The following is a 15,251-nucleotide window of genomic DNA, read 5'->3' as shown; positions in this document are numbered from 1 at the left end:
GTCATGGCACAGCCCAAGGTCGAAAAGCTCATCACCGCGATCGATATCGGATCGTGGAAGGTGTCCGCGCTGATCGCGGGGCGCACCGATACGGGTGAGCTGGCGATCCTGGGCACCGGCCAGCGCGAGAGCCGGGGCGTGCGCCGCGGCTTCATCGCCGACATGGAGCGCACCGAACTGGCCGTGCGCGAGACGGTGGAACAGGCCGAGCGTGTCGCCGGCACCAATATCGAGGATGTCTGGGTCAGCTTCTCGGGCGGCAGCCTGGTCAGCGACGTCGTCACGGTCGAGCGCGACATGGGCGGCTATCGCGTCGAGCAGCCGGACATCGATGATCTGCTGACCACCGGCCAGCAGGGCATCGACCCCGATGGCCGCATCATCCTGCACGCCCAGCCGACCTGCTTCACCATCAATGGCAAGGTGCCGGTGAAGAAGCCGCTGGGCATGCATGCCGATCTGCTGGGCGTCGACATCCATGTCGTGCTGGCGGATGGCGCGCCGCTCGCCAATCTCGACCTGTGCGTCCGTGGCGCCTATCTGAACGTCAATTCGATCGTCGCTTCGCCGATCGCGACCGGGCTTGCCTGCCTGTCCGAAGAGGAACGCGACCTGGGCGTGGCGCTGGTCGAGATGGGGGCAGGGGTCACCAATGTCTCGCTCTATGCCGGCGGCATGCTGGTGGGGCTGCATTCGATCCCGATGGGCGCGTCCGACATTACCGATGATATCGCTTCGGCCTTCGGCATTCGCCGCAGCCAGGCGGAGCGGATCAAATGCTTCTATGGTTCGGCGATGCAGAACCGCCGCGACTTCCGCGAGATGATCGAGATAGCGACGCCCCATGGCGATGTCGCCATTCCGGGGCAGAGCGCCGGCCCCAATGCGGAAGGCGGCAAGATCACGCGCGCGGCGCTGGTCGGCGTCATCTGCGAACGACTGAACCAGATCATGGCGGAAGTGAATGCGGCGCTGGCCGGCATGGGCTTCAACAGCACCGGGCGCCAGGTCGTGCTGACCGGTGGTGGCGCGGAGATGAAGGGCATTGCCGACTATGCGCAAGGTGCGCTGGGGCGTGCGGTGCGGGTCGGTCGCCCGCGTGGCTTGTCAGCCATGCCCGAAGCGCATAGTGGCCCGGCCTTCGCTACTTTGGCCGGATTGGCGCTTTACGGCGCTTCAAACCCGGTTGATCTTAGGGCGATGGCGCCTGCGCCGCAAACCGTGCATCGTCTGGGCGCCCCGCAATGGTGGCAGCGCATGATGCGGGCGATGCGGACGAATTACTGAGCGAATTTGAACGAAAACGAAAATAGCAGGTGAAATACTCTATTTTCTGGTGTTAACAATTGATGACGGTTGTCACTTCCTGACGAGGAAGCTGAGGGAGCAAAGTATATGAGCATCGAGATCAGCCCGCCGCATGTGGACGAATTGAAGCCACGCATTGCGGTGATAGGCGTTGGCGGTGCAGGCGGTAACGCCATCGCGAACATGATCGCGGCCAGCGTAGAGGGCGTCGACTTCATCGTCGCCAATACCGACGCGCAGGCGCTGAACGCCTCGCCGGCCGAACGGCGCATCCAGCTTGGCCCGCAGATCACCGAGGGTCTGGGCGCCGGTTCGCGTCCCGAAATCGGTCGCGCGGCTGCGGAAGAAACCATCATCACCGTCGAACAGGCGCTGGAAGGCGCCCATATGTGCTTCATCACCGCCGGCATGGGCGGCGGCACCGGCACCGGCGCGGCCCCGGTCATTGCCAAGGCTGCGCGTGAAAAGGGCATCCTGACCGTCGGCGTCGTGACCAAGCCCTTCACCTTCGAGGGCAATCGCCGCATGAAGTCGGCGGAAAGCGGCATCGACGAGCTGCAGAAGCATGTCGACACGCTGATCGTCATCCCGAACCAGAATCTGTTCCTGATCGCCAACCCGAACACGACCTTCAAGGAAGCGTTCCAGATGGCGGACGAGGTGCTGCAGCAGGGCGTGCGCTCGATCACCGACCTGATGATCATGCCGGGCCTCATCAACCTCGACTTTGCCGACGTCCGTTCGGTGATGGGCGAAATGGGCAAGGCGATGATGGGCACCGGCGAAGCGGAAGGCGACGGCCGTGCGCTCCAAGCCGCGGAAAAGGCGATCGCCAACCCGCTGCTCGACGGCGTGTCGATGCGCGGCGCCAAGGGCGTGATCGTGTCGATCGTCGGCGGCGACGACATGCGCCTGATGGAAGTCGACGAAGCGGCCAACCATATCCGCGAACTGGTCGATCCCGATGCGAACATCATCTGGGGCAGCGCCTTCAACGACAATCTGAACGGCAAGATCCGCGTGTCGGTCGTCGCGACCGGCATCGACAATGAAGTCGGCAGCCAGGCCGCACCTCTGACCCAGCCGTTCAGCTTCGCCAGCCGTCCGGCCGTCGCCGTGCCGCAGGCGCCGCGCCCGGCACCGGTGGCCGCACCCGCCCCGGCCGCGCCGGTCGCTGCTGTGCCGGCCCCGGTTGCCGCGCCTGAGCCCGAAGCGCTGGAACTGGACGTGCCCGAAGCCCCGGCGCCCGCGCCGATCGCTGCGCCTGCCGCCGAAAAGGCGCCGCCGGCCTTCGCACCTGCGCGTCCCGCCGCCGTCTTCTCCGACGAGGATCCCTCGCAGGACGAACTGCTGCTCGGCGCCGAAGCGGCCGAACCGACCGCACCGGAAGCCGCGCCCAAGCCCGCCCAGCCGGCGCCGCGCGTCGCGACCGGTGGCACGCTGTTCGAGCGTATGGCGGGCCTTACCCGTGGCAGCGAAAAGGCACCGGGCACCGAAGAAGGCACGCAGGGTCTGGATATCCCGCGCTTCCTCAACCGCCAGAACAACCAGTAAGGCCAGCGTGCGGGCACAGGCCCGCACCGGCCTGCCAAAGGCGCGCCGTCGGTCGCTTCGGGCGACCCGGCGCGCTTTTTTGTGCAGGTCATTTCCCATTGCTTCCGCGATCCGCTAAGGGGGCCATGTGACACGATCTCATCTATGGATTCTCGGCAGCCTGCTTCTTGCGACGGCTGCGCAGGCGCAAACCGACCAGGCCGATCTGGTCCGGCCCTCGGGCGCCGCGGACCTCAACAATAATCTGGCGAAGCTGGCTACCAATCCGCGGGATTTCAACGCGTTGGTGGGGGCGGGCGAAGCCGCGCTGGAGCTGGACGATGCCCGCGCGGCCGCCGGTTTCTTTGCCCGCGCCGATGCGATCCAGCCCAATAATGGACGCACCAAGGCGGGCCTGGGCCGGGTCATGCTGAAGATGCAGAACCCGGCCGAAGCGCTGCGTCTGTTCGACCAAGCGACCCGTGCCGGCTATCCCGAAGCGACCATCCAGGGCGACCGTGGCCTTGCGCGCGACATGACCGGCGACCAGGCCGGGGCGCAGCGCGATTATCATGCCGCCCTGCAACGCACCCCGGACGAGGCCGAACTGGTGCGCCGCTATGCCGCCTCGCTCGGTATTTCGGGACAGGTGGATGCCGCCGACAAGGTGTTGCAGCCGCTGCTCTACAAGAGTGACCGGGCGGCGTGGCGCTATAATGCCTTCATCCTGGCGATGAACAACCGCCAGGCCGAGGCCAAGAAGGTGGTCGACCAGACCATGCCCGCCCAGCTGGCGAGCGCCATCACCCCCTATATGCAGAAAATGCCCTATCTGACGGCGGCGCAGAAGGCGGCTGCGGTCCATTTCGGCCATTTCCCGCAGGTGGTCGCGACCAGCATCACGCCGATCGTGCCGACCCCGCCGGCGCCGGGCATCCAACTGGCGTCGCGCGACGCCGCACCTGCCGCCGTCGCCTCGACCGCGCCGGCCCAGGGGGATCGCCGCACGACCCGCAACGGCAGTGGCCGGCAGCGCGGTACGTCGCTGGCCCGCGCGCCGCTCGGCACGCCCCCCTCTAGCCAGTCCCGCGCCCGCCAGCCTACTGCCAGCCAGCCTGCCGCCAGCCAGCCCGCGCCGACACAGGGCCGGACGCAGCTTGCCGCACAGGCCACGCAGCCCACTGCCCCTACGCCGACGCCCGCGCCCGCAACCGTCCAGCCGCTGCCCGCCGACACGCGCGGCCGCCAGCCGGTCGTCCAGCCGACGCCGAGCCAGAGCGCCCGTGCCGAGATGGTACAGCCGGTGCCCGGTCAGACGACGGCGCCAACCCCAGCCCCGGCACCAACTCCCGCCCCGGTCCGCAGCGCCTCCGCCGATGTGCAGGGGCCGCCGGCGCCGGGTCTCGACGCGCTGGACGGCGGCGCGCCGCGCTCCACCGCGCCGGCGCCGACCACCGGCCAGCCAAGCGCCGCCTCGCAGCTCAATTCGAGCGCGCTTGCCCAGGCGTCGAGCGTGACCCCGCCCGCGCCGCAGGGCACGCCGCCCGCGGAGACGCCATCGGCGCCGGTCGCCACCGAATTCACGCCGCCGGCCGACAGTGCCGTGTCGCAGCCGTCGCCGGAGGAGACCCGGAGCCTGGCCGACATCATCCACGCCATCGACGTGCCCGACAGCGAGCGCCGCTCGAACGTGGTCGCGGTCGACCTGGCCGAAGTCGAGAAGCTGCAGGCCGCCCGCCGCGCCGCGCGTCAGGCCGAAGCCGACAAGGCGAAGAAGGCGGCCGCCGCCAAGGCCAAGGCGGAAGCCGATGCCAAGGCGAAGAAGGAAGCCGAGGAAAAGAAGCGGCTGGCCGCCAATCCCGCGCGCAACTGGGTGCAGATCGGCACCGGGCAGAAGAGCGCACTGGCCTTCACCTTCAAGCGCTTGCAGGGCAAATATGACGCGGTCGCGCCGCAGGATGGCTGGAGCGCAAGCTGGGGCCAGACCTCGCGCCTGCTGATCGGTCCCTTTGCCAGCTTCACCCGCGCCAGGGCGGTCGAGGCGGACCTCAAGAAGGCCGGCGCCGATGCCTTCGCCTGGCAGAGCGACGCGGGCGAGGTGGTCGAAAAGCTGGGCAGCAAATAAGGGGTTCGCATGACGATGCTCGCATCCTACGCCTCTCAGCCCGACCAGAGCCGGGGACGGCTCCATGCCGAACCGGGCGGCGAGATGCGCGGCCCGCGCGATATGTTCCAGCGCGACCGCGACCGTATCATCCATTCGATCTCCTTCCGTCGGCTGCGGCACAAGACGCAGGTGTTCGTGTCGCCCGACGGCGATCATTATCGCGTGCGCATGACCCACAGCCTGGAGGTGGCGCAGATCGGCCGCGCCATCGCCCGCACGCTCGCCCTCAACGAGGATCTGACCGAGGCCCTGTGCCTGGCCCATGATATCGGCCATCCGCCCTTCGGCCATGCCGGCGAAGATGCGCTGGAAGCGGCGCTGGAGGATCATGGCGGCTTCGATCATAATGCGCACACGCTGCGCACGCTGATGCTGCTGGATTCGCCCTATCCGCGCTTTCGCGGCCTCAATTTGAGCTGGGAAATGCTGGAGGGGCTGGCCAAGCATAATGGCCCGGTGACGAAGCCGGGCTGGGCGATGCGGGAGCTGGACGCGCTGTTCCCGCTTGATCTCACCAGCCATGCCTCGCTGGAGGCGCAACTGGCGGCGCTGTCGGACGATATCGCCTATGACAATCACGACATTGACGATGGCCTGCGCGCCGGGCTGCTGAGCCTGGAACAGCTTTTGACGGTGCCGCTGGTGCGCCATTGCTGGGATCGGGTGACTACCCGCTATCCCGACGTGCCGCAGGACCGGCTGCTGCGCGAACTGGTGCGCGAACAGATTGGCGTGATGGCCAATGACCTGCTCACCACCACCCGCGCCAATATCGCGGCCGCCGGGGTGGAAACGGTCGCCGATGTCCGCGCGCTGGGCCGCACGCTGGTTGCCTTCTCGCCCGAACTGGCGGCGCAGGAACGCGAACTGAAGCGCTTCATGTATGCGACCCTCTATCATCACCCCGACCAGCTGGCCGCCGCCGACCGGGCGCGGGTGATCGTGATGGACCTGTTCCGCGCCTATCTGGCCGACCCCGCGCTGATGCCGCCCGAATGGCGCGACGAATGCGCGCTGGAGGAACCAACCCGCAGCCGCCACATCGCCGACTTCATCGCCGGCATGACCGATCGCTATGCCGAAAAGCGCCATGCCGAAATTTGCGGGGCCCTGGTCTAGGCGCGAGCGGCCGTCTTCGACGCGACAGTTGAAAGTTCACAGCGTCGTTGCCCGCGCATTCTGGCGTGTTTGCACGACCCACGCGCCTGCGACGCGCCACCTGGGTCATGTCGACGCGCCTATGACGCCCCTGTCGCGCGACACCGACGCGACAGCCAGGCGACAGCGAAGCGATGCCGCTGGAGCTTTGCGGGAGATAAGGCGGACGGGGCAGGGGACTGTTCCATCGCGCAGGATAGACCAGAGAAAGGCGGAGTAGGAAAGAGCAGGGCGCGCGATCAGGGCTTTCGCTCTGGCCGGTGACGACCAGAAGCGGACGTTTCCTACTCCCCTCCCTTCCAGGGAGGGGCCGGGGGTGGGTGCGCCGCGTAGCGGCGGTCTACGGTCGATAGGGCAGAAGCTCGCTGCGCTCGCAACCCACCCCAACCCCTCCCTGGAAGGGAGGGGCTATGTCTTGTTTCCACCCAACTCCGCCAACGGAAACGCTGCGTTGGCATTCGGCCGGCTGGTCCGGTCGTCGCGCGGCCTTTATGTCTCTCCCCATGACACTGCATCCCCAGATCGCGGCCTTTGCCGCCCAGCTTGACGATCTTTCCCGCCTGCTGCGGGCGCAGGGCTCGCGGTCCTGGGCGGATCGGATCGACCTCATCCAGCGCGCCGTCGCGGATTCCAACTATGCCGGCGTCAGCCGCTTCCTGGAGATGTTCGAGGGGGAGGGCGGCTTTGCCGAGCTGACCCTGGCGGACGAAGCGGCCAATGCGGCGCTCTCCGAATGCCGGGCGGCGGCGTTGGCGATGGCGCAGCGGCTGGCGCGCGAGGAAGGCTGATCCGGCGATAACCTGCGTCCCTGCGACATTTGCCCGATTGACGCCGCCCGCGCTTTGGGCAAATGCGTGGGGCGTCTCCGGTGCCGAGGATTCGGCAGCGGGCACGATGCGGGAGAGCATGGGCGCCTTTCAGGCTTGAGCCCGTCGCCGAAGGAGCAACCGCCCCGGAATCTCTCAGGCCAAAGGACCGCATCGCGCGTAGATACTCTGGAAAGCGGATGGCCCCGTGCCGTCCCACCGAAGGGGTAAGCCAGCCGGTCCCAGGCCGCTGGTCAAAGCTCTCAGGTTCCGTGACAGAGGGGGTGGCATGCCGGAAGCGCCGATTCGTCGGCTGCGCTGGCCTGTCGCCGCATCCCTCCTACGGAAAGGTCTTGCCATGACCGCCACTGACGACGTCGCCGCCCTCGAAGCGGAACTGCCCCTCGAAGCCCTGCCGCTGGACGCCTGGCACCGTGCCAAGGGCGCGCGCATGGTCGGCTTCGCCGGCTATCATATGCCGATCCAGTATGAAGGCATCATGGCCGAACATAGCTGGACCCGCGAACATGCCGGCCTGTTCGACGTCAGCCATATGGGCCAGCTCACCTTCTCCGACGAGACCGGCGGCGCCAGCGTCGACGCCGCGCTCGAAACCCTGCTGCCCAGTGACATCAAGGGGCTGAAGCCCTTCCGCCAGCGCTATTCGATGCTGCTGGACGCGGAAGGCGGCATCCTCGACGACCTGATGGTTTCGCGTCCGGGTGACGGCGCGTTCGAAGGCGCGGCGATCTACATGGTCGTCAATGGCGCGACGAAATATGACGATATCGGCTGGATGATCGAACATCTGCCCGACGACGTCACCATGAACCATATGGCCGACCAGGCGCTGCTGGCGCTGCAGGGCCCCGAAGCGGGCGAGGCAATGGCCGCGCTCATCCCGGAAACCGCCGACCTCATCTTCATGCAGTCCGGCCCCTTCACCTGGCGCGGCGTGCCGCTGTGGATCAGCCGTTCGGGCTATACCGGCGAGGATGGCTTTGAAATCAGCGTGCCGGGCGATTCCGTCGCGCTGCTGGCCGATGCGCTGTGCGCCCTGCCGCAGGTCAAGCCGATCGGCCTTGGCGCGCGTGACTCGCTGCGTCTGGAAGCCGGCCTGCCGCTCTATGGCCATGACCTGTCGCCCGCCGTCAGCACCATCGGCGCGGACCTGGGCTTTGCCATCCAGAAGCGCCGCCGCGAGGAAGGTGGCTTCATCGGCCATGCCCGCGTGATGAAGGAACTGGCCGAAGGCCCCGGTTCCAAGCGCGTCGGCCTGAAGATCGAAGGCCGCTTGCCGGCCCGCGAAGGCGCGCAAATCTATGCCGGCGACGTGCTGGTGGGCGAAGTCACCTCGGGCGGTTTCGCGCCGAGCGTGGGCGCGCCGATCGCCATGGGCTGGGTCAGCCTGCCTTATTCCGCGCTGGACACCGCGCTGGAGATCGAGGTGCGCGGCAAGCGGATTGCAGCGGCGGTTGCGCCGATGCCGTTCTTTCCGCATCGTTATCGCCGCAAGGCCTGAATTACCGCTTTTCGAGGAGAGCAAGCATGAGCCGCTATTTCACCGACGAACATGAATGGATCGACGTTGCAGGCGACATCGCCACCGTCGGCATCACCGACTATGCGCAGGAACAGCTGGGCGACATCGTGTTCGTCGAACTGCCCGCCGAAGGCACGACCTTTGAAAAGGGCGATGACGCCGCCGTCGTGGAATCGGTCAAGGCCGCGTCCGACGTCTATGCCCCGATCTCGGGCGAAGTCGTCGAAGCCAATGGCGCGCTGGAAGACGAGCCGGCGCTGGTCAACAGCGATGCCGAGGAAGATGGCTGGTTCTTCAAGCTGCGCATCGCCGACGCCAGCGAGCTGGAAGGCCTGATGAACGAAGCCGCCTACAAGAAGTTCGTGGCCTCGCTTTGATCTAATAGTTCCCCTCCCGCATGCGGGAGGGGTTAGGGGAGGGCGTGTAGCGCCATCTCCTTCACAGACCCTCCCCCGGCCCCTCCCGCATGCGGGAGGGGAGGCTTGTGGGAGAGGGGGGAGAAAACGGAATGCGCTACCTACCCCTTACCGACACCGACCGGCAGGAAATGCTGTCCGTCATCGGCGCCGAGACGATCGATGATCTGTTCATCGACGTGCCCGCCGAAGCCCGCCTGAGCGGCACCATCGCCGGCCTGCCCGATCATGCCAGCGAACTGGCGGTCGAGCGCCATATGGGCGCGCTCGCTCGCAAGAATCTGTCGGCAGGGGAAGCGCCCTTCTTCCTGGGCGCCGGCGCCTACAAGCATCATGTTCCCGCCAGCGTCGATCATCTGATCCAGCGCGGCGAGTTCCTGACCGCCTACACGCCCTATCAGCCGGAAATCGCGCAGGGCACACTGCAGGTGCTGTTCGAATTCCAGACCCAGGTCGCCCGCCTGCTCGGCGTCGATGTCGCCAACGCCTCCATGTATGACGGCTCGACCGCCTGCTGGGAAGCGATCGGCATGGCCCGCCGCATCACCAAGCGCGGCAAGGCGCTGCTGTCGTCCGGCCTGCACCCTCATTATGTCTCGGTCGCCAACACCATGGCGAAGTTCACCGGCGACGCGCTGGTGCATCAGGCGCCGACGCTGGACGCCGCGACCGACATTGACGCGCTGATCGCATCGATCGACAAGGACACGTCCTGCGTCGTCGTCCAATATCCCGACATCCTCGGCCGCATCGCCGACCTGACCCCGCTGGCCGAAGCGGCGCACGCCGCCGGCGCGCTGCTGGTCGCGGTGGTAACGGAACCCGTCGCTCTGGGCGCGATCAAGGCACCGGGCCATATGGGCGCGGACATCGTCGTGGGTGAAGGCCAGTCGATCGGCGTCGGCCTGCAGTTCGGCGGTCCCTATCTGGGCCTGTTCGGCTGCAAGCAGAAATATGTCCGCCAGATGCCGGGCCGCCTGTGCGGCGAGACCGTCGATGCGGCCGGCAAGCGCGGCTTCGTGCTGACGCTTTCCACCCGCGAGCAGCATATCCGCCGCGAAAAGGCGACGTCGAACATCTGCACCAACTCGGGCCTGTGTGCGCTGGCGTTCAGCATCCACATGACCCTGCTGGGCGAGAAGGGCCTGCGCGAACTGGCGACCCTGAACCACGGCCTGGCCGTGCAGGCTGCCGATCGCCTCGCCAAGGTGCCGGGCGTGACCCTGCTCAACGACGGCTTCTTCAACGAATTCACGCTGGTCCTGACCAAGGATGCGCGCGAGGTCGTCCGCAACCTCGCCGACAAGGGCGTGCTGGCCGGCGTCTCGCTCGGCCGCCTGTTCCCGGACGCGCCGGCAATCGGCAACGGCCTGGTCGTCGCCGTGACCGAGACTGTCACGCCGGAGGATATCGAAACCCTTGCCGCAGCGCTTGAGGAGGAACTGGCATGACCATGTTGAAGGAAGGTCGCCCGACCACCCCGCAGGCCGTCGCGCAGGAGCATATGGCCCCGGAAACCGCCACCGGCAACCGCGCGCTGATGCTGGAGGAAAAGCTGATCTTCGAGATCGGCTCGACCGACACGACCGGCGTCGATTTCGCCGAAGCGCCCAAGGTGGCCAGCCGCCTCGGTTCGCTCGCCCGCACCGACAGCATCGGCATGCCGGGCCTGTCGGAACAGGAAACGGTGCGCCACTACACCCGCCTGTCGCGCCAGAACTACGCCATCGATCTTGGCCTGTTCCCGCTCGGCAGCTGCACCATGAAGCATAACCCGCGCCTCAATGAAAAGGTCGCGCGGATGCCCGGTTTCGCCGATATCCACCCGCTCCAGCCGCAGTCGACGGTGCAGGGCGCGCTGGCCGTCATCCATGAACTGGCCGCCTGGCTGGTGACGCTGACCGGCATGCACTCGGTCGCGATGTCGCCCAAGGCGGGCGCCCATGGCGAACTGTGCGGCCTGCTGGCGATCCGCGCCGCGCTCGAAGCCCGTGGCGACGCCCGCAGCGTCATCCTGGTGCCCGAAAGCGCCCATGGCACCAACCCGGCAACGGCCGCCTTCTGCGGCTACAAGGTCGAGGATATTCCCGCGACCCCGGATGGCCGCGTGGACCTGGAAGCCTTGAAGGCCCGTCTGGGACCGGACGTTGCGGCGGTGATGATCACCAACCCCAACACCTGCGGCCTGTTCGAGCGCGACATGAAGACGATCTCCGACGCGGTCCATGCCGCCGGGGCCTTCGTCTATTGCGACGGCGCGAACTTCAACGCGATCGTCGGCCGGGTCCGCCCCGGCGACCTGGGCGTCGACGCGATGCACATCAACCTGCACAAGACCTTCTCGACGCCCCATGGCGGCGGTGGTCCGGGTTCGGGTCCGGTCGTGTTGTCGCAAGCGCTCACGCCCTTCGCGCCGCTCCCCTTCGTCGAAAAGCAGGGCGACAAGTTCGTGCTGGTCGAGGAGGAAACGGTCGAGGATCACCACGCCCAGACCTTTGGCCGCATGGTCGCCTTCCATGGCCAGATGGGCATGTTCACCCGCGCGCTGACCTATATCCTCAGCCACGGTGCCGATGGCCTGCGCCAGGTCGCGAGCGACGCGGTGCTGAATGCCAATTACATCCTGCGCAGCCTGGATGACGTGCTCGACGCGCCCTTCGGTGCGGCCGGCCCGTGCATGCACGAAGCACTGTTCAGCGACAAGGGGCTGGCCGAAGGCTTCACGACGCTGGATATCGCCAAGGGCCTGATCGACGAAGGCTTCCACCCGATGACCATGTATTTCCCGCTGGTCGTCCATGGTGCGATGCTGGTCGAACCGACCGAGACGGAAAGCAAGGCCGCACTCGACCAGTTCATCATGGCTCTGCGCAGCCTGGCCGAACGGGCCAAGGCAGGGGACGAGGCGCTGAAGGGCGCGCCCTATCACGCCCCGCGCCGTCGCCTCGACGAGACGCTGGCCGCGCGCAAGCCGGTGCTGACCTGGTCCGAACCGGATCTGGCGGTCGCCGCCGAATAAGCCGAAAGCAAAGGGCGGTGGAGGATCTCCACCGCCCTTTTTGCATCGGTCGGCCACAGACAAGGATTTGTCCATGACACAGGACGCCCCCGCACCCTGGACGCCGCAGGGCGACGGCCCCGATCCGCGCCGCCATGCCCCCGCGACGCTGCGCAACCGCGATGCGATCGCGACTGTCCTGCGGGACGAACTGCCCGATGCCGGGCTGGTGCTGGAAGTGGCGAGCGGCAGCGGTGAACATGTCGTCCACTTCGCTGTCACTTTCCCGGCGCTCGATTGGCAGCCCAGTGATCCCGATCCCGCGGCGCTGGCCTCGATCGCGGCGCTGCGCGGCGACGCCAATCTGTCCAATCTGCGCGCGCCGTTGCTGCTCGACGCGGCGAGCGTGGACTGGCCGATCGATGCGGCGGACGCGCTCCTGTGCATCAACATGGTGCATATCAGCCCCTGGGCGGCGACGCTGGGGCTGCTGGCGTGTGGCGCGCGATTGCTGGCGCCGGGCGCGCCGCTGATCCTCTACGGCCCCTATGTCGAGGATGATGTGCCGACCGCCCCCTCCAATCTGGCGTTCGACCGATCGCTGAAGGATCGCAACCCGCAATGGGGCCTGCGGACCCTGACCGATGTCGACCGGGCGGCGGCCTGTGTCGGGTTGGCACGCTCCCGGCGGGTGGCGATGCCGGCCAATAATCTGATGCTGGTCTATCGCCGGGGATAGGCCCAGCGGCAGAGGGGCGTGATGATCGAGGGGCTGGTCAGAAAGTCGAACCGGCGATCATGGCCGCCATCGCGGCACTTCATCCATCCAATGGAAAAATTCCTGGAACATGGCGCGATTGGCCATGGTCCAGCGCAATGTCTCGTTAGCGTCGCGCGGCGAGGACAAGGTCGGGATCGGAAAGCCCGAGGCCGCGATCAGGCCTGAAACCTTATGGGTGGAACCGGCGATGGTGACGAAAGGCTTCCTGGCGACGCAGGCTGCATAGACCGCATGATGTCGCCCGGTGATGATCGCGCGGCAGGTGCGCAGCGAGCGGACGAACGCCGACCAGCCATAATCCCGCATGTCGACATAGCTGCGCGCCGTCAGCGGGCCGCTGTTTACGCGATACCAGAAGCCGAAATCCCGCGCATAGAAATCGGTGATCACGACCTGGCCACGCCAGTCCTGATGCGATGCGTCTTCGTCGATGGGCGCGTAATAGGACAGGTCGAGCGCCATCGTGGCCGTTATCCCATGTCGCGTGGCAAGCTCCTGCTGGCTTGCAAGTTCACGGACGGTGATGCCGGACAGCCGGGCAAGCACGCCATCATATTGATGGCCATTTTCCTGCCACACGCTGTTGACCAGATAGGCTTTTTTCCCATTCTCGATCGCCGCCTTGAGCAGTTCCATTTTCTTGGTGAACTGGCCTGAATCATGGTGCATCGACCCTTCGCCATTGACATAGAGGACGTCGAAATCGCCCTCCTCGACAATGTCATGATCGACTTCCAGCAAACGACGCAGGGTCGAGAATACGGCGGCCGAGCCGCAATGATAGGCGCTGTGATCGCCGGCCATCATTGCCTTCAGTCGCATGACGCACCATCGTCGAACATGGCGTTGAAGATTTCCAATTCCCTATCCCATTGATGCATGGCGGAGGGTTTGGCGGCCTCGAAATAATGGGCGGATTTGGCCTGGTTGCCGATCTGGTCGACAAAGGCGAAGCCGAAGAAATCCTCCCTGTGCAGCGTGCCGCGCAGGGCCTTGAGCAGGTGGACGAAGGACAGGCCGGAACTGGGACTGCCGACGAGCATCTTCGACAATTGAGTCTGGAAGCGTTGCGGGAAAACGCAGAGCTGATGCCCTTCATCCCGCATCCGCAGTGCGGCTCGCCAAGCGCGCCCGCGGTACAGGATGCTGGCCGAAGAAATGAGAACGAGCGTGTTGGGGGCCATGTCGATGCCGATTTCCGGTCGGTCGTTGCCCACGCGAACCAGGACCGTCGTCCTGCTGCCATAGTCGCGGTCGAACGGCGGGGATGTGTCGAACCGGTTGAAGCGGACCACTTCGTCATGGGCATCGATCTGGGCGCCATGGCCGCGACCGATCTCGCAGGATGAGTTGCCGACCACGGCACAGGTCACGTCCGGATTGCCCAGTCGCTTGCGCAGCACCGCTTCGCTGTCGGCAAGTTCGTCATAGAGGCTGGCATAGGCCGCGACCTCTGGATCGACGGGCGCATCCGTGCCTGTGCCATGATCGCGCAGGAGCCGTGCCACGGGCAGGCATGCCGACGCCTTGCGCGCCAGTTCCGGGTGGGATCGCAGCGTCTGCAGGGCGAGCGCCTCATCCCCCAATTGCATGGCCATCGACAGCTTCATCAGGGTGAGGGGGATGACGTCCTGGCGCGGCCCGGAGGCCAGATGCTGGTCGATCTCGTCCAGCAGGGCGGGTGACGGACCGTTCAGGCGCCAGCGGAAGTCGATATGCTGGGCAACCAGTTCGGTGCGACGCGGAAAATCGTCCATCGTCAGCAACTGGCGGAATAACTGGTGGGTGGTGGCATCGTTCGCGACATTGCCGGTGCGGACCAGCAAGCGGTCGAACAAGATCGCCGGTCGCAGGTCGGGGCTTTGCCGGCCCATGCGACAGATGCGATCGGCCGCGTCGCGATGGCTGAGCTGATACACGCGCCGGGCCAGTAGCAGGCGGATCATGTCGGCGGTGGCGGCCTCGTCCGCTCGGGCGATGGCGACCCGCGCATGGTCGAGCGCACGATCGACATTGCCATGCCAGGCATAGGCCATGGCGGCGCGTCCCTCGACCGCGGGATTATGGCGGAACAAGGCCAGTTTCGCTTCGATATCGTCCAGGCAGTTTGGGAGATTATAGCTGGTGAAATCGGACAATATGTACATGCTGGTCAAACGTCGGCCGCGGACGCCGTCGGCAAAGGCGCTTTCTGCCAGTTGCAGCGCCTTTTGCCGTTGTCCGCCATTGCTGTAGACCCGGAACAGCCGGGCCAGCAGGATGTCATCCCGCGCATTTTGTTTCAGCAGATGGTCAAGTGCCGTCGCGGCGAGCGCCAGATCCTCCTCGTCCTCCGCTTGCGCGGCGATCGCTTTCCATTCGCGCGGGCTCAGATTGGAAATGTCCCGCATGCGTGGCCCTTGGCGAACAATGGTGGAAGGGAGTGCGTTTGTCGCCGGATCCGGCCTGCAATTGCTAGGAATTTCCGCCGATCCTTGTCAAGCATGACCATCCTGTCGATTGGAAGCGATCCTGGTCCTGCATCGAACAGCCGGGCGAGGA

The 15,251-nt window shown here is 66.3% G+C and carries 12 protein-coding genes and 1 riboswitch; of the genes, 10 read left to right on the top strand and 2 right to left on the bottom strand.

Features of this window, described 5'->3' with window-relative positions; translation table 11 throughout:
* The first annotated feature begins 3 nt into the window (after positions 1-3).
* The 10 genes from ftsA (at position 4) to U0025_RS13600 (ending at position 12,668) form a co-directional block, all read left to right on the top strand.
* Positions 4-1,287 carry a cell division protein FtsA gene (gene ftsA, locus U0025_RS13645; protein ID WP_004207952.1) on the top strand — a complete coding sequence of 428 codons (1,284 nt, stop codon included), beginning with the start codon at positions 4-6 and terminating at the stop codon, positions 1,285-1,287.
* 108 nt (positions 1,288-1,395) lie between these two features.
* Positions 1,396-2,862, top strand: a complete 1,467-nt coding sequence (ftsZ, locus tag U0025_RS13640; RefSeq protein ID WP_004207951.1) for a cell division protein FtsZ — start codon at positions 1,396-1,398, stop codon at positions 2,860-2,862.
* Positions 2,863-2,989: 127 nt separating this feature from the next.
* The gene (locus U0025_RS13635; protein ID WP_004207950.1) at positions 2,990-4,966 is read left to right on the top strand and encodes a tetratricopeptide repeat protein; all 1,977 of its coding nucleotides are present in this window, start codon (positions 2,990-2,992) and stop codon (positions 4,964-4,966) included.
* 9 nt (positions 4,967-4,975) lie between these two features.
* A complete protein-coding gene (locus U0025_RS13630) occupies positions 4,976-6,127 on the top strand; it encodes a deoxyguanosinetriphosphate triphosphohydrolase (RefSeq protein ID WP_004207949.1) in 1,152 nt (383 codons plus the stop codon).
* A gap of 542 nt (positions 6,128-6,669) precedes the next feature.
* Complete coding sequence (locus U0025_RS13625; RefSeq protein WP_037490375.1) at positions 6,670-6,954, top strand: hypothetical protein; 285 nt, start codon at positions 6,670-6,672, stop codon at positions 6,952-6,954.
* Between the two features lie 99 nt (positions 6,955-7,053).
* A riboswitch (glycine riboswitch) is annotated at positions 7,054-7,154 on the top strand.
* Positions 7,155-7,330: 176 nt separating this feature from the next.
* A complete protein-coding gene (gene gcvT, locus U0025_RS13620) occupies positions 7,331-8,494 on the top strand; it encodes a glycine cleavage system aminomethyltransferase GcvT (protein WP_037490373.1) in 1,164 nt (387 codons plus the stop codon).
* Positions 8,495-8,520: 26 nt separating this feature from the next.
* Positions 8,521-8,892 (top strand): glycine cleavage system protein GcvH, encoded by a 372-nt coding sequence (gene gcvH, locus U0025_RS13615; RefSeq protein WP_004207946.1) that lies wholly within the window; start codon positions 8,521-8,523, stop codon positions 8,890-8,892.
* 131 nt (positions 8,893-9,023) lie between these two features.
* On the top strand, positions 9,024-10,382 hold the full coding sequence (gene gcvPA / locus U0025_RS13610) for an aminomethyl-transferring glycine dehydrogenase subunit GcvPA (protein WP_004207945.1): 1,359 nt from the start codon (positions 9,024-9,026) through the stop codon (positions 10,380-10,382).
* On the top strand, positions 10,379-11,950 hold the full coding sequence (gcvPB, locus tag U0025_RS13605) for an aminomethyl-transferring glycine dehydrogenase subunit GcvPB (RefSeq protein WP_004207944.1): 1,572 nt from the start codon (positions 10,379-10,381) through the stop codon (positions 11,948-11,950). The genes gcvPA and gcvPB overlap by 4 nt, the downstream gene beginning before the upstream one ends.
* 73 nt (positions 11,951-12,023) lie before the next feature.
* On the top strand, positions 12,024-12,668 hold the full coding sequence (locus tag U0025_RS13600; RefSeq protein ID WP_004207943.1) for a DUF938 domain-containing protein: 645 nt from the start codon (positions 12,024-12,026) through the stop codon (positions 12,666-12,668).
* Between the two features lie 57 nt (positions 12,669-12,725).
* Here U0025_RS13600 and U0025_RS13595 read toward each other — a convergent pair whose 3' ends face one another.
* Positions 12,726-13,532 carry a polysaccharide pyruvyl transferase family protein gene (locus U0025_RS13595; RefSeq protein ID WP_157225189.1) on the bottom strand — a complete coding sequence of 269 codons (807 nt, stop codon included), beginning with the start codon at positions 13,530-13,532 and terminating at the stop codon, positions 12,726-12,728.
* The gene (locus U0025_RS13590; protein ID WP_004207941.1) at positions 13,523-15,100 is read right to left on the bottom strand and encodes a glycosyltransferase family 29 protein; all 1,578 of its coding nucleotides are present in this window, start codon (positions 15,098-15,100) and stop codon (positions 13,523-13,525) included. The genes U0025_RS13595 and U0025_RS13590 overlap by 10 nt, the downstream gene beginning before the upstream one ends.
* Positions 15,101-15,251: the final 151 nt, after the last annotated feature.

Origin of the sequence: Sphingobium yanoikuyae, from assembly GCF_034424525.1 — a bacterium.
Lineage (GTDB): Bacteria > Pseudomonadota > Alphaproteobacteria > Sphingomonadales > Sphingomonadaceae > Sphingobium > Sphingobium yanoikuyae.
Note: the sequence above shows the minus strand (reverse complement) of the source record. Positions and strands in the feature narration are given on the sequence as shown.